Origin of the sequence: Novosphingobium naphthalenivorans NBRC 102051, assembly GCF_001590985.1 — a bacterium.
Classification (GTDB): domain Bacteria; phylum Pseudomonadota; class Alphaproteobacteria; order Sphingomonadales; family Sphingomonadaceae; genus Novosphingobium; species Novosphingobium naphthalenivorans.
Genome location: NZ_BCTX01000025.1, coordinates 34,259 through 56,340 on the forward strand (window position 1 = coordinate 34,259; position 22,082 = coordinate 56,340).

The window sequence follows — 22,082 nt, forward strand, 5'->3', positions numbered from 1 at the left end:
GACCGATGCTTGAGGTCTTCACGGTTGGTGGCGGCGAGTATCTCGTAAACATCTTCAACGCAGTCGCGGCGTGGTCGGGAGGCGGTGGCTATCGCTCGCTCATCCGCGTCGTCATGGTCATGGGCCTCATCTATTCGCTGCTCGTGGTGGCCTTCACGCTCAACTATAAGGCGTGGCTGAACTGGTTCCTGCAAGCGACGGCCATTTATCTTTGCCTGATGGTCCCGACGGTGGACATCAAGGTAACGGATCGCATCAACCCGGGCCTGACGCCATCGACGGTCGACAATGTACCGATGGGATTGGGGGTGCTTGCGAGCTTCACGACACAGGTGGGCGATTGGCTGACGCGGACGGCCGAGACCGTCTTCGTCATGCCGAGCGAGCTCAACTACTCGACGAACGGCATGGTGTATGGCGCGCGACTGTTCGATGCGACGCGCAACTTCATCATTCGCGATGCGGAGTTCTCGACCAACCTCGAAAACCATTTCAAGAACTGCCTGTTCGGCGATGTGATGCTTTATCAGAAGTCGCTGACCAATCTTGCGAAGGCGCCCGATCTCTGGGCTGCGGTCGGGCCGGGCTCGGAAGCCCGATCGCAGCAATGGCTTGAGCGACAAGGTGACGGAACGGTTAACAGCTTCATCATCACTTGCCGGCAGGCGTACCAGGCGCTCGACGCGCAATGGGGTCCAATGATCGAGGCCAACGCGCCTCTTTGGGGCAAGGAGGTCTATCCCAAGCTCAGCAACGCTCTGGCGGCGGACAAGCTCAAACACGACGTTCCCATCGTCAGTGCGGCCTTCACGGGCACGAGCAACAACTTTGCTGAGGTGATGCGCCAGAACACAGCAATCAATGCTTTCATGCAGGCCCGAAATTCGATGTCCGGCGGGACGGGCGCCGCAGAGATCGACACCTTCGCGCAGACCCGTGCCGACATTCAGGCGCGCAACACCTATAATTCGATCGCTCAGCAGGCGATGGCATGGGTTCCGATTTTGAACATCGTGCTGACGGTGGTCTTCTTCGCCATGTTCCCGGTCGTTTTCCCGCTCTTCCTGATGCCTCAGACGGGCGTCTCGACGCTGAAGGGCTATGTGACAGGGTTCTTCTATCTCGCCGCATGGGGGCCGCTTTACGTCATCCTTCACATGATCTGCATGACGCGGGCGACGTCGGCAGCGACAGGCGTCGCGGAAGGCGGCGTTACGCTCGCAAGCTATGCGGGGATCGGGGCGGTGAATGGCGAGACCGCCACGATCGCTGGCTTCATGCTTATGAGCGTGCCCTTTCTCGCGGCAGGCCTCGCGCGCGGCGCGATGTCGATTGCCGGGCATTCCATGTCCATGCTCGCGCCGGCGCAGAACGCTGCGGAAGCGGCGGCGCTGGAACAGACGACCGGCAACTATTCGTATGGCAACGTGAGCTGGGCGAATGCCACGTCGAACATGCGGCAGGCCGATCAATGGTCGACGGCGCCCACCTATATGGGCGGCGGCGCCAGCTTCGGGTGGCGTCAGGACAATGGCGCCATGGTGACGGGGTTCGGCAACGGCCAGGAGGTATATGATACATCCGCGGCCATCTCGCGCCTTGGGTTCACGCCGACGATGACATCGGGATCGGTCGCTGAATGGCGCGAAATGGCCAGCGAGGCGCATCGCCAGGCGCGTGCCTATGAGAATGCCGCCAACGAGATTCTGACCGCGACCCATGCGAACCGCAGCACGTTCGGAAGCTCAACCGAGCATACGCGGGGTTGGGAATCGAGCAGCGGCAATCAGGCGAATGCCTCTGTAGAGCAGTTCGATCGGCGCACGGGCAGCAGTACCCAGGGCCTGGAAGAGCGATCGACGATTTCGCAAAGCGAGCGCGTTTCGGGGCGGCACGATCGCCAAGCGCAGATATCCGATCAGATCGGTGGAGCACTTTCGGCCGGCCTTGGCGGCCGCCGCGGTGGCGGCAACGGAGGCTCGGGTGGGCGCGGGCTGCCGGGGCTCGGAATCAATGTGTCCAAGTCGGGTAGCCAGATGGACACCATGAATTGGACGACGGACGATTCTCGGAGCAGTGAGAGCGGCAACACCTCGTCAAGCGGGGTTCGTGACGAGCATGCGAACGGTAGCGGCGCTTCGACGTCGGAAGGCACCTATGCTCGGAGCGGTGTCTTCGCCCGTGGCTCAAGGACGGATTCGTCGTCGGTCAGCACCGAAGATTCCCTGGCTCTGGCGAAATCCTATTCGGAAACCGCGCGACGGCTCGATGAGCTGTCGCAGCAGCTCTCGCGCGACGCGAGCTATGCGGAGACGCATGGAATGCAATTGAGCGAGAACCTGAGTCAGGATCTCGCCCAATGGTATCGCCACCAGCAGGTCGCAAATCCGGGGCTCGACGCGCCGGAGCTCTGGGCGACCGACTTGACCGATCAGCAGCGAGCGGTTCGGCAGGAGATGATCACGCGCTGGATGGACGAAAAGCAGGCGTCGATCCGGTCCGAGATCGAGGGCAGGCTCCATGCGCCCGATCTCGTCGATGTGCACCATCCCTCCGTCGATAGCGCTGCCGACGTTCGGGCGGCCTACCAGCCTCGCGGGCTAGCCGGAGTGCCGGCCGGTCCCGGAGGCGGCCAGTCATCGACGGCAGCGGACATAATCGAAGAGGGCAGGGCGGATATCGACCTGACGCGTGAGGCTGCCCAATCCATGCGCGGTCAACGCATCCAAGGCGCGGTCGATGTTCAAAGCGAGGTAAACCGGGGCAGGGACCATGGCTTCTTCCATGATCCCAAGCTGCGAGAATGAGGAGCTTTAGACGAACAGGACGAAATAGCCGACGCAGCCAGCCATGAGCAGATAGGCCAATGCATAGCCGATGCGACCGCCGAGCGTAGGATTGCCATCGTGATCGACAGCCGTCCCTATTTCGCAATATTCCTCGTCAACATGCGTGCAGACCGGCGTGCCCGAAGCCTTGGTCCTATTATAGGTTTCGATGTCGAATTTCACGGTTCGCATGGTGAACTCCCAGGAAGTTCACTAGCATGTTCAATCTTTGTTCACAAGGGGCGGCACTGTCCGAACGGCCATACGGCGCGCCGCTTTGCCCGATTAGGAATGGTCAAACGCAAGGTTGCGCGGAGGGGGTTCGAGATGAAATGGATGGCAGTTGTCATTGCCGGTAGCGCCCTCCTGGCCCAAGGTGGCCTTGCGACGGCAAAGGAGAGTGCGCTGCCACCACGGGAGTGCGCCGCCAAGGCACAGGCGGCGGCGATGAAACTCCGGGATATGGCCTCTGCGATCGAAGCGGAGGCTGCTTATGCCGAGCGGCACGGCGGGGCGTTTTCGCCCGAGCTCACCCAGGAATTCGTTCAATGGTATCGCGCGCAGAGCGCGAAAGCCGGAAGCGAATTGCCGGATCTGGGAAAGACGGATCTCACAGTTGATGAGGCTCGGGCGCGGCAAGCGGCGGTTGACCGCTTTCAGCGGGAGAGAAGCGACCGCCAAAATGCCATGGTTGCCGCGATCCATCGCGAGGCTGCGAGGGGATGTCCGGTGCTTGATCGCCCCGCGTCAAGATAGCAGGGATCGTGGACCAAGCGGCCGATCTCAGTGCTGCAGCTCGTGTTCAGGCCCCGCTTTGCGTCTTCGCAGGGTCAACCCAGGCGAGTGCCTCGGCGCGCTGATCGGGCTCGAACACGCGGTAGCTGATGAACGGGAGAATTGCGCTTTCAAGGCGGCTGGCCAAGCGAATCCAGGCCTGATCTGCAACGATGGCAACGCGTCCGAAGCGGTTGAGCTTCCCGAAGAGGGGCATTGCCCGGGCGGTGTAAGCGGGCAAGCCCGACAATTCGATGCCGTCGATCGTCCGCGTCTCAACGAACATATGCACCTTTTCGTGTCGCGCCATCGCGCTGTCCAATCGGGTCATGATCGCGTCAAGATCCGAGCCGGTGATCTTGCCTGAGACTGCGAGGGCGAGCACGTCGTCCGAACTGTCGATAAACTCGTGCATTCTGATCTCCTGCCAGCACCATCCTACGAAATTTCTCGACCGAAGCTACCCTGATTCCGGTCCGGTCAGAAATGGGAGATAGTCGATGTAGCAGGCCCGCTTGCATTCGAGAGATGTGCGAGCAAGGGCGGGAAGGCCATGCCCTCCCGCCCAGGAGGTCAGTAATCCATCGCCGGCATCGGCGCGGCCTTATCTTCCTTTGGAAGCTCGGCCACGAGCGCCTCGGTAGTGATGAGCAGCGAGGCGACCGAGGCGGCGTCCTGGAGGGCGGTACGCACGACCTTGGCCGGATCGATGACGCCCGACTTCACCAGGTCTTCATATTCGCCGGTGGCGGCGTTGAAGCCCCAGTTGTAGTCGCTGCTTTCCAGAAGCTTGCCCACGATGAAGGCGCCGTCCTCGCCCGCATTGTCGGCGATCTGCCGCGCCGGCGAGCGCAGAGCCCGCCTGACGATGTCGATGCCGGACTGCTGGTCGTCGTTGGCCGCCTTGAGACCGTCGAGTGCCTTCAGCGCGCGGAGCAGAGCGATGCCGCCGCCCGGCAGGATGCCTTCCTCGACCGCGGCGCGAGTGGCGTGGAGCGCGTCATCGACACGATCCTTCTTTTCCTTGACCTCGACTTCGGTCGCACCGCCGACGCGAATGACCGCGACGCCGCCTGCTAGCTTGGCTACGCGCTCCTGCAGCTTTTCGCGGTCATAGTCGCTGGTCGTGGTCTCGATCTGAGCACGGATCTGCGCGACCCGGGCATCGATGTCCGAGCGTGCGCCTGCGCCATCGACGACGGTGGTGTTGTCCTTGTCGATGATGATCTTCTTGGCGCGGCCGAGCATCCCCAGCGTTACGTTTTCCAGCTTCGTGCCGAGTTCCTCGCTGACCACATTGCCGGCGGTGAGGATTGCGATATCCTCGAGCATCGCTTTGCGGCGATCGCCGAAGCCAGGCGCCTTGACGGCCGCGACCTTGAGCCCACCGCGGAGCTTGTTGACGACGAGCGTGGCCAGCGCCTCGCCTTCGACGTCCTCGGCGATAATGAGAAGCGGCCGGCCCGACTGAACCACCTGCTCCAGCAGCGGAATGAGGGCCTGCAGGTTGGACAGCTTCTTCTCGTGGATGAGAATATAGGGGTCCTCGAGCTCGACCTTGAGCTTCTCGGCGTTGGTCACGAAATAGGGCGAGAGATAGCCGCGATCGAACTGCATGCCCTCGACCGTTTCGAGCTCGGTCGCGAGGCTCTTCGCCTCCTCGACTGTGATGACGCCCTCATTGCCGACCTTCTCCATGGCTTCAGCGAGAATGCGGCCGACTTCAGCATCGCCATTGGCCGATATGGTGGCGACCTGGGCGATCTCGCTGTTGGCGCTGACCTTCTTGGCATGCGCAGCGAGATCCTGGACCACGGCGCCGACCGCCAGATCGATGCCGCGCTTCAGGTCCATCGGGTTCATGCCGGCGGCCACCGCCTTCGAGCCCTCGCGCACGATCGACTGGGCGAGCACAGTGGCCGTGGTGGTTCCGTCACCCGCCTTGTCGTTCTGCTTCGAGGCCACTTCGCGCAGCATCTGCGCGCCCATGTTCTCGAACTTGTCCTTGAGCTCGATCTCCTTGGCGACGGTGACGCCGTCCTTGGTAATGCGCGGAGCGCCGAAGCTCTTCTCGATCACGACATTGCGGCCCTTGGGACCGAGCGTGACCTTTACTGCATTCGCAAGCGTATCCACGCCGCGCAGCATGCGATCACGCGCGTCCGACGCAAATTTCACTTCCTTGGCAGCCATCTTGGCTTAACTCCTTTCCTTGTTCCTTCCTGAATGCTTGAGGAATGGCGGTCCTGCTAGGCCGCCTGCTTGAGCGGGACGACATTGTCGATCACGCCGAGGATGTCGCTTTCCTTCATGATGAGCAGGTCCTCGCCGTCGATCTTGACCTCGGTCCCCGACCATTTGCCGAAAAGGACCCGGTCGCCGGCTTTCACGGCGAGTTCGATGAGATTGCCGTTGTCATCGCGCGCGCCGGGACCGACGGCGACGACTTCGCCTTCCTGCGGCTTTTCCTTGGCGGTGTCGGGGATGATGATGCCGCCCGAGGTTTTTTCCTCGGCTTCAATGCGGCGGACGACCACACGGTCGTGCAAGGGGCGGAAATGCATGCATAACCTCCGGATGCAAAACAATATGTGATGGCCCTCTCGTTCATCTGAACGACAGGCTTTCCGAAGCTAGGAAAGGAGATTTTTCCGTTCAAGGGGTGCAACGAAAAATATTGGCACTCTGCGCGAGTGAGTGCCAATTGCCCTGATTTCAGTGCCTTGGTCATCGCGAATGCCCTCTTGACGCGACTCACGCGCGCACCAAGATTTGCAGCGGTGGACGTGGCGCCACGAACAACAATGGAGCGACGAGAAGGAAAGGAGGCACAGCAATGTCGCAACCATTTTCCCGTTTTCTTCATCCCTTTGAAGTTGCCCGGCATCCGAGCCTGGAACCGGAAGTGAAGCGCGCAATTCTGGCGTCCTGGGCGTCCGACAGGTCCGCGGTCAGAAACCAGCCTGGCTTGCGCAAGCCCCCTGGAGCAAGGCGTCCCATCCCAGTCGACGAAATTCTTGCGGCGATGCACACGCTTGATCAGGGCCATGAGCGGCCGCAGCCGTCGCCGTGATCGACCGGGGATTTATTGCGCAGCTGCGCGGCTATGGCCTGACGACTGCGGAAATCCACTATTATCGTCCGGACGCGCCTTCGCTTCTCCAGCTATTCGTCTGGCAGGAATATGATCTCGCTCCAGACTTTCCCGTGCTGTTCGATTTTCTCGACCACTGGCGTCGCGAGATCGAGGCGGCGCTCCATTCTGTGCGCATAGCCCATGAAGGGCTGATACGCCCTACGGAATGGAACGCCGTCGACGGCGTGATTTCGATTCAGTGAATCAAGGGGTGTTCAAGCGGATGCGACGCGGCCGCAAGGATGGTGCGCGCGTGCGCCTGCCGTTCGACGATATCATGGAGTTCGCGATCGCGTTGCTATCCATCAGTCCGCAGGAGCTCGAGGCGCTGCGCTGGACTTTTGCCGATCGTAAGCGGCTGCTCGATCATCTGCTTGCATCGGGCCGAGCCGCACAGGGTGTCGATCCCGAACGGTTGGGCATGCTACCGATCGAGATTAGCATTCCCAGAGACGATCTGACGAAGATGCAGCAATTCGCCGTTCGCGAACTTCCAAAGGCCGCGAGCAAAGCAGCAGTGATCGACCGTGTTCTCACCGCCCTCGACCTGGCAGCGCACCGCCAGGACCGTGAAGCCAGGTGACGGTCTGGTAACCAGACCCGTTTCCGCCCGCTAATCGAGAAATTGGCTCATGGTGCTTCCTGAAATTCCGGGGCAGGAGCTTCGGAGCGCCGGTGGCCGGGAGCAGAGCGCCCCCGGCCTATCTCATGACGCCGCACCGCCATTGATCGGAATTCGGCGCACACTCTCGTCGGGCTTATCGGAGCGTGGCACTGTCACAGTCAGGACGCCGTTCTTGAACGTTGCGCTCGCCCTGTCGTGTTCGACACCGTTCGGAAGGCTGATCCGACGTTCGAAGCGGCCATAGCTTCGTTCAGAATAGCCGCGGTCCTTGTCCTCGACCTCGGCCTTCTTCTCGCCGCGAAGAGTGAGCGCGCCGTCCTCGACCAGCACCTCCACATTCTTCTCATCCAGGCCGGGAAGTTCGGCCGTTACACGGATTTCCTTGTCCGTCTCGCCGAGCTCTAGGTGAGGCCAGCCGGCGCGCCGATCAAACCCGGCAAAGGCGGGCATGTTGAAGCCACGCAAGACGTCGTCGAAGAGACGGTTCACCTCGCGGTGAAGCGATTGCAGCGGATGAGTGTCCCGGTCCTGTTCGGCGCTGACCGAGACAGGCAGCCGGTTTTCCTGCCGGCTCCAGGGAATGAGATCACGAAAAGCCATGATAAGCATCTCCTTTCTGGCTGGATCCTGTCGATACCTGCCGGCACCTGCCGGCCGCCGCTGGCGGGAGGGACGAAAGCGGCGCCGGCAGGCCGGCGGCGGGATCAGGCAACTTCGCTCGCCTTCTCCTTCGCCTCGCCGATTTGGCGACCGTCCGGGGCTCCGCCGCCGATTTCGATTCGGCGCGGCTTCATTGCTTCAGGAACGACACGCCGGAGTTCGATCGAGAGCAGTCCATGTTCGAAGCTCGCCGCTCCGACCTCGATGAAGTCGGCAAGCTGGAAGCGTCGCTCGAACGATCGAGACGCGATGCCTCGGTGGAGATACTCTCCCTTGTCCGCATCATCGGCGCGCTTGCCGGTCACGGTGAGCTGGTTCTGCTGCGCCACGATCTCGATGTCGTCGGGTCTGAACCCTGCGATCGCCAAGGTGATGCGGAAGCTGTCATCGCCAAGCTTCACAATATCGAAGAGCGGATAGCCGTCGTCCTCGCGTGCTCCCGCCTCAAGCAGGTTGAAAAGACGGTCAAAGCCGACCGTTGATCGCCTGTACGGCGTAAAGTCGAAGTTGGTTCTCATTTCCAAATCCTCCAACGAAGCAATTTGGGCATGAGAAGCGTCGGTATGCGAGAGCCGACGCCCTCTATGTCCATCCGGACCCGGATGGCGTCCGGTATTGCAGAGCTAGTGAGGCCAAAGTTCGATTCAAGAGCCTGATCGCACGTTGGCGGTACCTCTGATCGAACCGCGCTGGCTTCCACGAAAAAGCGGATATTGAACCCGCTGCAGGCGGAGACGGAACCGCATCGCGATGGGGTAGCGAGGATAGTGACGCGAGCCTGCCTCTCGCGATGGGCCTGGTTATGCAATTGCGGGGATTGTTCGACCGTCAGCTATTACCGTTTGCGCGAGCCAAGCGATGAAGCTGCCGTCCCTCCAGTTCCGGTGCGTTACCACGAACCCGGGAGATGTACGCTCGGCCTGGCACCGCGTGGCCTCACGCGTCGCATCGATCGCCAGCCGCATGCGCCGGCCACCTACCGCGTTCGAGATGACCAATTCAATCAGGGTTCGTTCGTCGTCTGCACCCGGTCGGACGCGGTGGATCGCACATTCGACGCCGTGGGCATCCAGCGCCGCTTGAAGATGCTCGAGAGCGCGGAGCACATCCCGATCGAGTTCCGAACGAACGAGGATGAACCGTCGAGCATGGAAGATCGGGGCTGCGTACGCTTCGATCGCTGCGGCGCGACCGTCCGGCTCGCCTTCGAAGGCAACGAGCGCGAGGTAAGGACCCTCGATGTCGCTTTCGGTGCCGATCGTTCCTGTCACACGCAGCGGCGACATATTGGGGCCATAGAGCAATGGCGGCCGGACATCGGTGGCATAGAGGACGGCGAAACCGTGTATGGAATGCCCGTTGCGTGCGGTGCGCAGAAGGGAGGCGGCGGCCTCGCCATTATGTAGAGCGACCGGGTGCGTCCAGAAGTGTTCGGCAAGGCCCACGCCGGGAGCCACTTCGAAGCCGGCAGCGGCCGTCTTCAACGCTCCGAACAGGTCAACGATAGAGGGCTGATCGGGTGCGCGGGCGGGGGCTGGAATTTCATTGCAGCCCGCAGCGTCGATGAGTTCCTCCAGCAGGTTCGCCATGGAGTGGCGCGAGGATGCGGCCGCATGCCCGGGCAGCGGCGGCAGGTCGAGATCCGTTGTGAGCCGGAACAATGGGCGAGCGACCGGCGCGGCTATGGAGGCAGCGGAGGAGCGAAACTGGTCCAGATCCATCGCCACGCTCTAGCACAGCTTCATCCGCGCGTGAGAGAGGGAAGCGCCGAACAATGACAACTACGTCACTTTACCTTGCCCAGCGGTAAAGTGACACTGGTGGCAAAATCGCCAAATGACCGTCTTTGTGAGTAATTGGGGGATTCACATGAGTCTAACTTTGTGCTTGATTCGTTCCATGTTTCAGCAGGACCTTTTCGCACCTCCGCCCGCCCGCCGGACAATCGGAATACCCGATATCGTCCGCACGATCGCCGAACATTCAGCGCGTCCGCGCTACACCTTCATGGTGCTCGACCTTATTTCGCGGGTCGCCCGGGCGAATGGGCAGGCCGGGCCGCTCGTGCGCGATGGCGAGGCTCTGGTACCGATCCGTGAATGGCTGGCGACCGCGATCGCGCCGAGCGGGGCGCGGTACCATCAGCGTCGCGCGACCGCCGGCAAGGTGCGGGCGGCGCTCGCCGCGAAGGGCGAGCTGCCGGCCGACACGGCTGAAGCTGAACGGATCGTGGAAGCGCAAGTCAGCGAGCGCATTCGGGATACGGGCATGACGGCGATCAGCCGGGCCGTGTCCGAGCTGGTGCGGGCGGGTCTTATCGAACGCCACTATCAGGGTTTCCTGGTGGATCATGAGAACCGCGGGGCGCAGCGACATGCGGTCTATACGATAACGCCCGCCGTCCGGGCCGCGCTGCATCCCAACGTCGCCACGAGTGAGCATCAGCGAGACTTCTACATTCGCGGAATGCACGGCCAGCCTCGCGCGGCGGTGTCATGATAGCGCTGGAGGTTTGCCGCTCAAGCGTGACCAGAAGTCGACGTCAGTTTTTCCAGTTTGGCGAGGAAAAAGCGCTCACTCCACAGATCAAGCGACCTGAGTTCGGCCGGCCGCAGGAAACGCCGCACGTCGTCAGCGGCGGCCTTCCAGTCGATCTTCGCAATCGTGCTGCCCAGCGCTTCGTTCAGCCAGGGCATGTCGACGGCGATGTGATTATCTCCCGCCCAGGGACCGGCCTGGATGAGGGCATTGCGCAGGAGGGCCAGATTGAGCGTTACTCCCTTGGCGACATACCAGGAGAAATCGAACCAGTCCCGACCCTTGAGGAAACCCCGGCATAGCAAGGCATGAATCTTGAGAGCGAAATTGGACGGCAGATCCTGGTGCCGAACTTCGTGGTCCGCTGGAAAATCGAGATAGCTGGACGCCTCGCCCGAACCCGCAGGTGGGTTGACGTCGATCTCTAGCTTGATCCGGATCGTCTTTGGCTTACCAGCGCCCGCAAAAGACAGGTCGAGTTGGCTCGCGATGGAATCGTTCTTGATCAGCGCCTGGCGGATAGCCGTGTCCATCTTCGCCCTGGGCAGAGCATCGAGCTTCAGCCCGAACTGGCCGAACACCTCGATCAGGGTCTTGAGATAAGGCGTCCAGTCGAAGTCTGGGTCGGCCTGGCGCAGCAGGAAGTCGAGATCTTCCGAGAAGCGCGGTAGGCTGTTCAGGATGCGCAGGGACGTGCCGCCCTGGAATAGCGCGACGTCGAAGAAGTCGCCGCGCCAAAGGGCATAGAGCGCGATTTCCTGGAGGATTTCCTTGACCGCATTCTCTTCCTCTAGCGCATTGGCGGGATCGTAGCGGCGCAGTTTCTCCTGGATGATGTCAATCATGTGCTGAGCGGACCTTCCTGGCCATGACAGTGCTTTCGAGCGCGGCGAGGAAGCTGTTCACGGCCTTGTGCTTGTAGACCGGTTTCAGCTTGGCGAAATCCTTCCGTCGGAGCCCGAGGAGCATGTCCTCGTCGATCCGCATGCCATGGGTCAGCCACTCGATGCCCGCCCACTGCTGCTTGCGCAGGGCAACGAGGTCCAACAAGGCCCGCAGCGGCTGTGCGACGAAGGCGATGAGCTTGCCCATCTGCACGCGATCGACGCCGGCCAGGAACTGATAATCCGCGATAGCGAGCGGATGAAAGCTGAACGTGCCGAAGTCTGTCGTTTCAAAGCGGAGCGTTTTGCGGCCAGGCGTCACTCCCGCGGTCACAAAGACCGCTTCGGGGATCCAGCCATGATGGGCGAGCGCGCTTTCGAAAGAGACATAGCTACCCGGCATCAGACCTTGCGCAATGGCGAAGGGATGGATGGTTTCGGCCCGATAGCGCTTAGCCAGCAGGTAGGTGCCGCGCTTCACGCGGAGCAGGGAACCATCCTTGAGCGCCCGATTGACCAGGCCGTAGCGCCGGGCGTCTCCGCCGCCCAGCAGATTGCCGAGCTGGCGTTCGCTGAGGATATGATCGGCCAGACCCGCTGCCGTGATCTGTTGCGCCAGGGAGGACATGAAATTCCCGATACTTCCAATGTATGAAAGTTTCCAGAATTTTCTGACGAAGGGCGGGAAGCAGCGGAGGCACCCAGCATTGCTTAGTCTGCCCTTGATCCTGTCCAGAATATCAAACAGGAGGTTATCGCCATGAGCAAGCCTGTTACGCTCAATGTTCGGATCAGGGGCGCACTAGGCGATTTCGTCATGGCACATGTCGGCGCCGAAGGCTCCTACGAAAATGTCAGCGAATATGTCCGCGACCTCATCCGCCGGGACAAGGAACGGCTCAAGCCGAGCAGTTTGGTCGCCTCAAGGCAGAGCTTACGCAGGCATTCAATGCGCCGGAGGGCGGCTGGGCGAAATTTATGCCTGTACGCGACCGCTGGGGCGAGGCCCAAGGCGGATGCCTACATTCGCGGCCTCTTCGACTGCTTCGATCGGATCGCTAGGCGCGAAACGCGATGGCGCGCCATTCCGGCAGAATTCGGGGTCGAGGGCTTTTTCGGCCGCCATGAGCATCACTATGTCTTTTGGCGTTTCTGTCGGATGGATCCGTCGGGCATCGTGACCGTCCTGCACGCGCGTCGATATCGCGCTCTGATCAGCATTATCGGAAAAGCTTGTAAAACAGCCCCAAAAACCGCCCTCCCCGCGCGATCTGTCACTTACCATAATTGATCGTTATGGTAAGAACAAGTGCGCGGAAACAGCAGGGAAGGGCCAAAATGACGATCGCGAAAATGGCAGCGAAATCACGCGGCACAAATGTGCCGCGCCTTGTGCCGCATGAGCACAATGCCCGGCGCAAGGGCGCGTAGCAACGATGGCCGAAAAACCCGCCAGCCGTTCCGACGCCGAAATCGTGGTGGTCCGGACCAACGATGCCGCGCTGCCGACGCGATCGCCAAACGCGGATCCCGAGACCGTCGACATGCGGCTGCTGCGCACGATCGCCAGCATCGTTCCAGCGGATCTGCCGCCGATCAGCCAACTCGGACTCGAGACGACGCTGGCGGCCATGGCCGACGCGACAAAGGCGGCGATCGCCGCCGATCTCGACTGCTGGAGCGGCTGGTGCGGTGAGGAAGGCCGCTCACCGCTGCCCGCCGATCCCGAAGATCTGGTTCGCTATGTGAATGCGCTCGATGGCAGGGGCAAGAAGCCCGCGACGCTCGCGCGCCGGATCGCTAGCCTCGGCACGGTCCACCGCATGATGGGATTGGCGGGCGAAGCCGCGCCTACCGACGCACCGATGGTGCGCGCGGCGCTCAAGGCCGTCCGCAGGCGCAGAGGAGCCTTGCAGCGCCAGGCAGCGCCATTGCGGCTCGGCAAGGCACTGGACAGCCATGTCACCAAGGGATTCACCCTCGCTGCGCTTCTCGATGCCTGCGGCGGCGACCTGCAGGGGCTGCGCGACGCTGCCCTGCTATCGCTCGGATATGACGCGGGGCTGCGCGTAAGCGAACTCACGGTGGTCGAAGCTGTGCATATCGATCCCCAGCAGGATGGTTCGGCGACGCTGTTCATCCCCTTCTCCAAGACCGACCAGGAAGGCGAAGGCGCCTGGGCATGGCTGTCGGCCGAGACCATGCGGCGGGTCGGCGCCTGGCTGGAAGCGAGCGGTATCGAGGAAGGCCCCCTGTTCCGCAGGGTCGGAGTCGATCGGCGGCGCGTACGCGCCAGCGATTCTGAAACGGCGCTCGCCCGAACGACCTATTCCATCGGAACGGCGCCGCTGACACGCCAGGGCGTCAACGGCATCTACCGACGCGTCGCGCTTGCAGCATTCGAACTGGGATTGGTGAGTCTCCCCGCCAGCGAGTTGACCGCCGCGGTGCAGGCATTGTCCACTCACTCCCTTCGCGTCGGCCTGACCCAGGACCTTTTTGCTGCCGGAGAGGACGGCGCGGGAATAGCCCAGGCGCTGCGCTGGAGCTCGCCCGCTACGGCATTACGCTATGGCCGCAAGCTCGCGGTTCGCAGCAATGTCGCCGCCCGGGTCCTATCGCGCGTGCGCCGCTGACCACACTTACGCGTCCGGAATCACAGAGCTTCGGGGCGCGACAACATCATACGCGTTTTGAGATTGCCATCGGGCCTCCGATGAAGGTCAATGATGTGGCCGGCCCGAGGTGCAAAGATCATGAGTTCAGCGGCTGTCTCGTAGGATGTATTCGACCCGAAATAGCGCACCGGTCCGTGCCACTTCTGACCTTCGATGAGCCGGAGCCGGAATGTGCCCTGCGGCACCGGCACGCGAATCCGGTCATTTTTCGAGACATAGATCGAAATGGCGTGTCGGCCGGTGGTCGGGTCGATGAGCTGCACGACGGCATTGCTGTCCGCCGTCTCGACGGTGAGGAAGCTGCTAACGGGTTCGTGCATCGCCCAACTCGCCACAGTTACCGACCCTGATTCCGGAAATGGCATCGCCGCCTCGCGATCCGGCAGCCAGCCCGCCCGTTGAGCTTCGCCGTAGAGGGGGATCAGAATGAGGAGGAGGCTCAGGGCAAAGGGAATATATCGAACAGGGCTGGAACGCCTGGAGCCCCGCCAGCGTCCGCGTTGATAGTCGAAGCTTCGAATGGCCGGGTCGAACCAGGCGCCCTCCACGCGCCCGGCTCGGTCATTCCAGCGCGTGCTTCCGCTCCGCGCGCGCTGCCGCTCGCGCATATAGTCTCGATCGTCGATGCCCATGCGCGGTTATCCTCCGATTGCCCGAGGGGGCGCGTCGCCGCGGCGCTGAGTGAATTCCATGACCGCCTCCTTCAGCCCCACCCATCCCGCCGGCCTTCGCCATTGTCGCGCAGGTTGCGCCCGTCGAGCGCCGATCGGCGGATGCTGAGCTCCACTTCCCCGCCTTTGCGGGTGATCTGCACATCGCGCGGATCGAGATTGTTGCGCCTGGCATAATCGTCAGCCGCCTTCTCGCTGCCGAACTTGCCGGCCTGCTCAAATTCCCATGCCATCGTTTCGTCTCCTTCCTTTCGCCCCCGGCGCCGCGCCGGCGGCTTCATGCTACAAATCGAGGCCGAGGCTGCGCTCGGGCAGCGGCGGCAATTGTTCCGCCCGGTCGGGCTTCGGTTCGGGCTTCGCTGCCTGGTCCTTTCCGACCGGCGCTGCGGCGCCGGCGTCAGGGAGCGGGGGCAGGTCGTCAGGCAGCGGCGGGAGATCGGACAGGTCGACGCCGTCGATCGGGCCGGGATTGAAATCCTCGCGCGCCTTCGCGCCCTTGGCCATGTTCCCATCTATGTCGAGGCGGCCGACGGTTTCGAGCGAAGAGGTCTTGTTGCCCGGGTTCATGTCGAGCTGCCGTGCCAGCTTCTCCTTGTCGTCAACGATCATCGTCAGGCCGTCGCGCACGCGCGTCACGAGGACATTGAACAGGCGCTGGTTGGACAGGAAACGCTCGAATGAGGACATGACGCCGATCGCCCTGTCGGTTGTGATGCCTTGCGCCATATGCATGTTCAGCGAGTAGGCGAGGTCGAGGCGCGAGAGCATCGGATCGCCCATCGGCAGGGTCAGTTGCTCCTTGCCCGCCGTCTCTACCGTGACGCCGGAGCCGTCGACGCTCACCACCCGGGCGAGGGTGGCGTTGTGAAGCCCGCGGCCCTTGTCGTTCGCGGTCCAGCGGATGCGGTCGCCCTCGTGGATATCGAGCGGCTTTTTCTCGGAGAGCTGGAGCCGGTCCCGCTGCTCTGCCGGCGACAGCTTCTGCGGATCGAAGCGGATCCTGCGCCGTCCGTCTGCGAGGTCGACCTTGCCACTGGCATGGACCTTGAGGACATCGTATCGCCCGGCCTGGATGCCGACATCCTGCGCCCCGCCCCGACCCACCTCGAGGGTCTGGCCGGGGCGATAGGTCGACGCATAGCGCAATTCCTCGCGCGTCGTATTCACTCGATCATAGACTGTGAGCTGGAGCGCCTCGCCCTTGACGCTTCCTTCGGCGATCAATCCGGCTTGAATGCGCTTGTTGATAGTCTCGCGCGCGTCTCTGCCTGATGCGAATACGGCGGTCGCCTCACGCTCTTCCGGTGAAAGGCCGAGCCAACTATCGGCCGCGGCGGCGGCCGGATCCTTCTCTTCCACGATATGCTCGCCGAGCACCTTCATGGCGGCGCCCGCCTTTCCCACGTTCGCGAGTTCGGCGACAACCTTCAGCTTCTGCTGCTCTTCGGTTAGCGGCTGGCCCGGCTTCCCGATGCGGATATTCTGGGTCATCCGCACCATCGTCGCGCCGGCAGCCTGGATCATGGCGAAGGCCTTGCCCCAGTCGATCGAGGAGAGCTGCTGCCTGTCGCCGACGAGGACGAGCTTGTCGACGCCCATCGCCGCGCTGATCTGGTGAAGCTTCAGCATATCGCTTGCCGAGACCATCGAGGTCTCGTCCACGAGGAGCATGGTGCCGGCGAGCCTTTCCCGCGCCGCTTCATAGCGCGGCGTGTTCCGTTCGGCGATGAAGCGCTCGTGGGCGAGGACAAAGGAGGCGATCGTCTGGGCCTGGATGCCGGCGCCCTCGGCGAGATCGCCGACCATTTTGTTCTGGAACGCGAGACCCCGGATCGTACGGCCTTCGGCCTCCGCGACGCGCGAGACCGCCTGCAGCATCGTGGACTTGCCCGTGCCCGCCTTTCCCTGGATCGTGATCGTGCGATCGTCAGAGGAGAGGATCAGGGTCGCGGCGGCAAGCTGCCCGGGATTGAGTGGATGCTCCGCGACTGCCTGAAGGCGCGCGGGCGCGTCGGCAGCAGACAGGACGGGATTTGCGGCGCCATTGCCTTCCTTCACCAGGTCGAGGATCTTCTCCTCGATGCGCAGCGCCTCCTGGGTCGTCACCATCTTGCCGTCGCGGTCCGTGGCATGGGCAGTTCCCATCACGATCTGCCGATTCTGGACGAGCTGATCGATCCGGCGCTCGACGCTTTCGACGGTGACGCCTTTGAGACCGAGATCGAGCGCAGTCTTCGACACCATATGAAGCGGCCAGGCCGCCTCGCGTTCGGACAGGATGCGGACGGCCGATGCGACCGCGAGTTGCGTGCGGGCCTCTTCGGGTGACTTGACCGCGCGCGCGAGCGCATGGTCGACTAACGGGTCGTGTGGGCGAAGGAAATCGCCGAGCCGGCTGCGCGCGAGATCGATGGCATCGACGATCGCGCGATAGCCGCGCTCGAGCGGCCCGACCGCGGTCATCATGCCAGCACGCGCTTCCGCGGCCGCGCGCAGGTCCTTTCCGTCGAAACCGAGCGCAGCGGCCCGCTCGATCCAGCTTTGCCTGAGCGCGCCGCGATCCTCGACGTCGAGCTTGGGATCGCGGGTATTGATCGTGATCTGGTCGCGGCCCTTGTGGGATGTTATGCCGGTTTCGGCCGCCTTGTTGAGAATGTCCTCGCGCCGTTGGCTGAACTCCTCACGCGCGGCCTTTGGCACGCCGACGATCTCGAAGGTTCCGTGCTTGCCGCGAAGCTCTACAGTGTAGCCGATCTTCTCGAGCGCCGTCCGCAGGTAGCTGTGGTAAATCGCGCCGATGATGCTGTTGTGGCTCCAGATCTTGTCGGCGTGAAGGGCTTGCCACTTGCCATCGGGCATCTGCGTCATGTTGCCGATCACAGCGTGAATATGGCCCTGCGGATCGAGCGCCCGGCTGGTATCGTGCTGGAAGAGCGCATAGACGAGATTGCCGGTCTGGACCGGAACCTTGCGGCCGTCGACGTCGCGCCGGCCTTCGGCAAGGTTCTTTTCGACCCAGGCCATCGTCTGCTTGACGGCCGCCATGTTGGCGGAGAGCACGCGCTTGTCGCCGGCGACATAGGCCATCACCGACGCGGACTTCGGCATCGAAAAGGTAAGGTCGAGGCCGTGCCGGCGGTTCTCGACCTGGGCGACCCCTTCCCCGCTCGGCAGGAACCCGTTTAGAATCCCTTCGAAGGCGTCCTTCGACACCTCGCCAGAGAGACCAGCGATGTCGGCCCCTTCCCCTGCCCAGGCGCTGACCTCGGACGAATCCTCGACGGTGTAATAGTCGTCCTTCGCGAAATAATTCGCGGACCCGGCGGCCGAGCGGATCGGGGCGACGGAGAGCATCAGATGCCCATATCGAGATCGTTGTCGTCACGGCCGGCCGAGAAGTCCTGACGCAGTTCGGCGAGCGTCTGATCCTCGACCTGGGGCGTCCCCTGACCCTGCCGATGGCCATCGCTCCGATCGTCGCGATCCCGCGCCGCAACAGCCTGCTCGTCTGATCGGGCCGGTGCCGCGGGCGCCTTTTCGGCGCTTTCACCCTTTACCGATCCCTGATCACCGCGGTCGTCCGTGCCCTGCGCCGCCCGTGCCGCCGCGTTCCCCTCTTCTTCTGCTTCCGCCGACAATATCCCGGCGGCCAAATCCCGCGCGAGATTGGGAGATTCCAGAATCTCGTCGATCACCAGCAACGAGCCGTCCCGCCCGCCGGCTTCCCCTGCCCCATCCTCCTCGAACGCCCCTTCTCCGCGCCTTGATCGAACGGGTTGAACATTGGCGCGAGGCATGAAGCCCTCGGCGACAACGGGGTATCGTTTCCATTCGAGCTTGATCCGTCCTGCGGGGAATCCGTCCGGATATTTGACATATCCGTGAAGCGCCGGAAGGTTGGTGATGTCGTCGGGAAGGACAAGCGGTTCGACCTGCTTTCGCGGAGTCAGCGTCGAAGCGTCGCGCGTGTTGTTATAGCCGTAAGAATAGGCCTCATCCATCTGGCGAACCTCACGGTTTCCGATGTAGAGGGAGCATTCTTCGGCGGTCTTATATTCGCCGGTGGCGAGGATCAGCTTGGTGCGTGCTAGCGAAGCAAGATTTCGAGCGCCTTCTTCGCCGTAGACCTCGACGAGCTTCGGAAAGCTGTGGAGGCCGAGGAGCATTGCTCCGCCAAAATTGCGTGCGGTCTGAAGTCCCTTCTCGATGGCCGGCAGACGGTGGAGCGCGGCGAGTTCGTCGAACACGAACCAGGTGCGCAGACTGTTCGTCCGCGGCATCGACATGAGGCTCGTGATGGACAGGTTCGTCCAGAGCGTCAGGAGCGGACGGTTCAGCTCCAGGTCCTCATAATCGGAGGTGATGAAGAGGATGGCGCCGGGCCTTTTGTCGGCCGTCATCCACCTGCGAATGGAGTAAGGCTCGCCCTCGTCGGGGAGGAACCGCAGGACCTGCGCATTGGTATTGAAGACAGCCCGGATCGATTCCGCCATCCGTGCAGCTTCCGGGGCGGTCAGCGGGTCCGCGATTGTGTTGGCCAGATAGCGGTGCACGCGCTTCAGGTCGGCCGTCATCAGATTGTCGGAGAGAGCGAGATTGGTCGTTTGGCCGCGCTCGCGGAGCTTGATGCACATTTCGATGAAGAGAGTGCGCGCGGCGAGCGCCCAGAAGGGCTCGGACGATCCGCCGTCGGACGGAACGAGAGAGGCAGCCGCTGCCGTGAAATGACTGTAGCTCGTGCAGTCGTTGAAGATGGTCCAGGCGGGACAGCGCTGGTCCATCGGGTTGAGGATCGTGTCGCGTTCCGGGTCGTAGAACGCTTCGACGTAGGCGCCCGTGAGGTCGAAAACGACGGCGTTGTCCTGGCGCTGGCGCATCTGCACAATCAGATCGCGAAGCTGTGTCGTTTTCCCGGCGCCGGTCGTTCCGAATAGCATCGCATGCGACTGCTCGAGCCGATGGGGGAAAGGGATGTCGGCGAGCTTGTAGGGATGGTGGATTCCGGCTGCCTTGCGCACGGCGAAGGGAAGCGCGAGGACGTCCCGCGGCGACTTCCCGGGAAAGAGTTCGACCGCCTCGGTTTCGAACTTCTCGCGATTATATTCATTGATCTCGTTGAGAAGGATATCGTGGTCGACAAGCATGGCGCCGCGTTCATGCCGTTCCTGAAGGATCGCGCGGCCGCGTCGATGCGAGATGTCGATGAACCAAATGGTCAACGGAATGGTGATGAAGGCCGAGATGAGGAACGCGCCCAACAGTCCTCTCATGGCGACGGTCCATGCCCTGATCACCTCGGGGATGTAGGGGACTGCCGGCATCACGGTGCGAAGGACGTCTCCGCTGGGAAGCGTGACGTTGACGCGCTTGTTCGGATCGAGGTCGATCCAGTTCCACAAGGCCGAATAGAGCTTCATTCCGATGAGCTGGACGCCGTGCTCGTCGAGCTTCACGGCGAGGATGAGGCAGAAGGCTATGAGGAAGACAAAAAACCATAGCAGGAAGGGCAGCTTCGCGCCCGAGAACCACATCAGCATCTCGTGCGTGAGGAGCTGGCTTCCGCGCGTGAAATTGCCTGAGTTGCGCTGCACATTTCCGCGCGCGCTGTGATGAATGAGGGGGATGTTGCGCCCGTTCGATCGAATGTCCTTACGCGCCATGGTAGGTCTCCAGACGCTTGTCGGTTTCAGCGAGGATGCGATCGCGATATTCGGGGAATTGCTCGCGGATGATGATGTCGAGAGCGAGGTGCTGAAACTCGTTGATCCGCGCGAGCCGCCGCTGGCTTCCAGCGAGAATCTGGCCGGCTCCAAGGAAGGCGTCGACCGCGTGCCGGATGAGGTCTGAGGCGGTGCATTCGCGCTCGGCCGCGATCGCGACTAGACGGTCATATTTGCTGCGGTCGAGCCTGACCGTGCAATGCTTGTTGGGGGTCATCAAAACCAGGCCTCCTAGCAGGGAGGCTGGTGGGGTCTCAGAAACCTGCCCGTCTTATAGTTCAGCCATGCCCGCATGGCAAGAATTCTCGATCTGGCGAGCGGCCCGTGTTCTCGCGTAACACACTGAAATGCCCGCAAAATAGCGGTTTGCGTGTGGGCGCCACATGCGTCCCACAGGCGAACACGCGCGGTTTTCGCCTCATCTTCTTGAAAACGCGAAGAAAGCTCCTGCACCCTGGTGCGTAGGGTGTGCTGCTCTGTACCAGGGCAGATCTCCACCCTCGGGTCGTCATGTGACACAGATGGTCTGGGATGAAAAATGCCTTCGGCGGGGCGCCTCGCCGTCCTTTGGACGGAACGGCGTGCAAGGCGTGATTACGCGAAGCGAGACTGCCAGTCTGCGCGTCTTAGCGTTGTGAACGACGCTGATGGGATTTGTTTGCACGAGGAAAAGTGCACCGAAAAACATCGGCGACGTTCCGCTTTCGAGGCCGGTCGCGAGAGGCTATAGTGTCGCGGTTCATAGCCCGATCAGCGTGAACCAAGAGGCCCTTCATGGCACGCACATTGGAACAGGAAAGAGCCGCGATCGAAAAGGATGTCCGCAAGCTCGAAGAGCGGCGGCAAAGACTGGAAGAGAAGGAACGCGAGGCAGCCATTCAGGCCATCGAGAAGACCGGTCTTCTCAAACTCGAGACAAAGCGGCTGGGGAACCTTCTCGGCCGGATTCGGAGCCTCGGGATAGACGAAGTGGAAAAGCGCCTGACGGCGTGAACAGCCCCCGCCGCGAGCATGCTCGCGGCACGGACATGGAGGGCTCGATGCCCTCCATGTCCGTTCTGACCCCACAGCAAAAAAAGGGAGAGGCGCAGACGCGCCCCTCCCCATCTGTCTCAGAATTCGTCAAGCCGTCCGCCCGGCACGCTGTGGACGATCCGGTCTATGATCGTCATCGGCAGCGCGCCGTAATCGCCCTCGTCGATGGTGATGTAGCCGGCCTCCTCGTCCGCCACGACATGCTGGTCGAAGTAGCTGTGAAGCGCGCGGCGTTCGGCATTCGCGATGGCGGCGAAGAAGGCGGCGTTGTCGGCGGCGGCGCTGGTCGAGATGATCTGCATGATAGGCTCCTGTCGGTCTTGAATGACAGGAGCGGCGCGTCGGGCGGCCGAGGCCGGGTCAAGGATCGCGAAGCGACCGCGTGAGCGGCGGTGGGGGTCACGATTTTCTTCGGCGGCCGCCAACGCCGAAGGAGAAGCGCCGCGCTCGATCCGCCGAAGAAAATGGTGGGGCCCCACCGTCCTTGAGGCGGTCTCGGCCGTCCGACATAATGGGAAGTCTGTGAGAGATGT

Annotated in this window: 24 protein-coding genes; 9 read left to right on the plus strand and 15 right to left on the minus strand. The window is 62.4% G+C overall.

Annotation, left to right across the window (positions count from 1 at the left end):
* Positions 1–5: 5 nt before the first annotated feature.
* Positions 6–2,807: a conjugal transfer protein TraG N-terminal domain-containing protein gene (locus tag NN5_RS10140; protein ID WP_020818491.1), complete on the plus strand. Its 2,802-nt coding sequence runs from the start codon at positions 6–8 to the stop codon at positions 2,805–2,807.
* Between the two features lie 6 nt (positions 2,808–2,813).
* On the opposite strand, the gene NN5_RS10145 is transcribed toward NN5_RS10140, so the two are convergent.
* Positions 2,814–3,020, minus strand: coding sequence for a hypothetical protein (locus NN5_RS10145; RefSeq protein WP_020818490.1), 207 nt, complete (start codon positions 3,018–3,020; stop codon positions 2,814–2,816).
* A 99-nt stretch (positions 3,021–3,119) separates the two neighbouring features.
* Between NN5_RS10145 and NN5_RS10150 the strand changes: the two genes are divergently transcribed.
* Complete coding sequence (locus tag NN5_RS10150; RefSeq protein WP_020818489.1) at positions 3,120–3,584, plus strand: hypothetical protein; 465 nt, start codon at positions 3,120–3,122, stop codon at positions 3,582–3,584.
* A 46-nt stretch (positions 3,585–3,630) separates the two neighbouring features.
* On the opposite strand, the gene NN5_RS10155 is transcribed toward NN5_RS10150, so the two are convergent.
* From NN5_RS10155 to groES, 3 genes are all read right to left on the minus strand, one after another.
* Positions 3,631–4,017, minus strand: coding sequence for a SpoIIAA family protein (locus NN5_RS10155; protein WP_020818488.1), 387 nt, complete (start codon positions 4,015–4,017; stop codon positions 3,631–3,633).
* Positions 4,018–4,175: 158 nt separating this feature from the next.
* Positions 4,176–5,795: a chaperonin GroEL gene (groL, locus tag NN5_RS10160; protein WP_020818487.1), complete on the minus strand. Its 1,620-nt coding sequence runs from the start codon at positions 5,793–5,795 to the stop codon at positions 4,176–4,178.
* A gap of 56 nt (positions 5,796–5,851) precedes the next feature.
* Positions 5,852–6,166, minus strand: coding sequence for a co-chaperone GroES (gene groES / locus NN5_RS10165; protein ID WP_037485676.1), 315 nt, complete (start codon positions 6,164–6,166; stop codon positions 5,852–5,854).
* A gap of 272 nt (positions 6,167–6,438) precedes the next feature.
* Here groES and NN5_RS26865 point away from each other — a divergent pair, with 272 nt between their 5' ends.
* The 3 genes from NN5_RS26865 to NN5_RS10175 are packed head-to-tail and all read left to right on the plus strand — an operon-like array spanning position 6,439 to position 7,321.
* Entirely contained in the window at positions 6,439–6,675 is a 237-nt protein-coding gene (locus NN5_RS26865) for a hypothetical protein (RefSeq protein WP_021224284.1), read from the plus strand.
* Positions 6,672–6,941 (plus strand): usg protein, encoded by a 270-nt coding sequence (locus tag NN5_RS10170; protein WP_020818485.1) that lies wholly within the window; start codon positions 6,672–6,674, stop codon positions 6,939–6,941. Before NN5_RS26865 ends, NN5_RS10170 begins: the two co-directional genes overlap by 4 nt.
* Entirely contained in the window at positions 6,905–7,321 is a 417-nt protein-coding gene (locus NN5_RS10175) for a hypothetical protein (protein ID WP_100239607.1), read from the plus strand. Before NN5_RS10170 ends, NN5_RS10175 begins: the two co-directional genes overlap by 37 nt.
* Positions 7,322–7,444: 123 nt before the next feature.
* Here NN5_RS10175 and NN5_RS10180 read toward each other — a convergent pair whose 3' ends face one another.
* The 3 genes from NN5_RS10180 to NN5_RS10190 all read right to left on the minus strand — a co-directional run bounded on the left by NN5_RS10180 (position 7,445) and on the right by NN5_RS10190 (position 9,744).
* Positions 7,445–7,963, minus strand: a complete 519-nt coding sequence (locus NN5_RS10180; protein WP_025160432.1) for an Hsp20/alpha crystallin family protein — start codon at positions 7,961–7,963, stop codon at positions 7,445–7,447.
* Between the two features lie 104 nt (positions 7,964–8,067).
* Positions 8,068–8,541 carry an Hsp20 family protein gene (locus NN5_RS10185; RefSeq protein ID WP_020818482.1) on the minus strand — a complete coding sequence of 158 codons (474 nt, stop codon included), beginning with the start codon at positions 8,539–8,541 and terminating at the stop codon, positions 8,068–8,070.
* A gap of 282 nt (positions 8,542–8,823) precedes the next feature.
* Positions 8,824–9,744: a DUF8535 domain-containing protein gene (locus NN5_RS10190; RefSeq protein ID WP_020818481.1), complete on the minus strand. Its 921-nt coding sequence runs from the start codon at positions 9,742–9,744 to the stop codon at positions 8,824–8,826.
* A gap of 178 nt (positions 9,745–9,922) precedes the next feature.
* On the opposite strand from NN5_RS10190, the gene NN5_RS10195 reads away from it, so the two are divergent.
* On the plus strand, positions 9,923–10,522 hold the full coding sequence (locus NN5_RS10195) for a hypothetical protein (RefSeq protein ID WP_020818480.1): 600 nt from the start codon (positions 9,923–9,925) through the stop codon (positions 10,520–10,522).
* Positions 10,523–10,542: 20 nt separating this feature from the next.
* Here NN5_RS10195 and NN5_RS10200 read toward each other — a convergent pair whose 3' ends face one another.
* On the minus strand, positions 10,543–11,406 hold the full coding sequence (locus tag NN5_RS10200; RefSeq protein WP_020818479.1) for a nucleotidyl transferase AbiEii/AbiGii toxin family protein: 864 nt from the start codon (positions 11,404–11,406) through the stop codon (positions 10,543–10,545).
* Positions 11,399–12,073 carry a type IV toxin-antitoxin system AbiEi family antitoxin domain-containing protein gene (locus NN5_RS10205; RefSeq protein WP_020818478.1) on the minus strand — a complete coding sequence of 225 codons (675 nt, stop codon included), beginning with the start codon at positions 12,071–12,073 and terminating at the stop codon, positions 11,399–11,401. Before NN5_RS10205 ends, NN5_RS10200 begins: the two co-directional genes overlap by 8 nt.
* Before the next feature lie 132 nt (positions 12,074–12,205).
* On the opposite strand from NN5_RS10205, the gene NN5_RS26870 reads away from it, so the two are divergent.
* Both NN5_RS26870 and NN5_RS10215 read left to right on the plus strand, forming a co-directional pair.
* Positions 12,206–12,736, plus strand: coding sequence for a ribbon-helix-helix domain-containing protein (locus NN5_RS26870; RefSeq protein WP_063619123.1), 531 nt, complete (start codon positions 12,206–12,208; stop codon positions 12,734–12,736).
* Positions 12,737–12,881: 145 nt separating this feature from the next.
* On the plus strand, positions 12,882–14,081 hold the full coding sequence (locus tag NN5_RS10215) for a tyrosine-type recombinase/integrase (RefSeq protein WP_020818477.1): 1,200 nt from the start codon (positions 12,882–12,884) through the stop codon (positions 14,079–14,081).
* Between the two features lie 20 nt (positions 14,082–14,101).
* On the opposite strand, the gene NN5_RS10220 is transcribed toward NN5_RS10215, so the two are convergent.
* The 5 genes from NN5_RS10220 to NN5_RS10240 form a co-directional block, all read right to left on the minus strand.
* Positions 14,102–14,755: a hypothetical protein gene (locus NN5_RS10220; RefSeq protein ID WP_020818476.1), complete on the minus strand. Its 654-nt coding sequence runs from the start codon at positions 14,753–14,755 to the stop codon at positions 14,102–14,104.
* A 71-nt stretch (positions 14,756–14,826) separates the two neighbouring features.
* Positions 14,827–15,027 carry a hypothetical protein gene (locus NN5_RS10225; RefSeq protein ID WP_020818475.1) on the minus strand — a complete coding sequence of 67 codons (201 nt, stop codon included), beginning with the start codon at positions 15,025–15,027 and terminating at the stop codon, positions 14,827–14,829.
* Between the two features lie 49 nt (positions 15,028–15,076).
* On the minus strand, positions 15,077–18,148 hold the full coding sequence (gene mobF, locus NN5_RS10230) for a MobF family relaxase (protein ID WP_020818474.1): 3,072 nt from the start codon (positions 18,146–18,148) through the stop codon (positions 15,077–15,079).
* A complete protein-coding gene (locus NN5_RS10235; protein ID WP_020818473.1) occupies positions 18,148–20,454 on the minus strand; it encodes a type IV secretion system DNA-binding domain-containing protein in 2,307 nt (768 codons plus the stop codon). Before NN5_RS10235 ends, mobF begins: the two co-directional genes overlap by 1 nt.
* The gene (locus NN5_RS10240) at positions 20,444–20,734 is read right to left on the minus strand and encodes a hypothetical protein (protein ID WP_025160433.1); all 291 of its coding nucleotides are present in this window, start codon (positions 20,732–20,734) and stop codon (positions 20,444–20,446) included. Before NN5_RS10240 ends, NN5_RS10235 begins: the two co-directional genes overlap by 11 nt.
* Positions 20,735–21,288: 554 nt before the next feature.
* On the opposite strand from NN5_RS10240, the gene NN5_RS10245 reads away from it, so the two are divergent.
* Positions 21,289–21,507, plus strand: coding sequence for a hypothetical protein (locus tag NN5_RS10245; RefSeq protein ID WP_020818471.1), 219 nt, complete (start codon positions 21,289–21,291; stop codon positions 21,505–21,507).
* 119 nt (positions 21,508–21,626) lie between these two features.
* Here NN5_RS10245 and NN5_RS10250 read toward each other — a convergent pair whose 3' ends face one another.
* On the minus strand, positions 21,627–21,851 hold the full coding sequence (locus NN5_RS10250) for a hypothetical protein (protein ID WP_020818470.1): 225 nt from the start codon (positions 21,849–21,851) through the stop codon (positions 21,627–21,629).
* Positions 21,852–22,082: the final 231 nt, after the last annotated feature.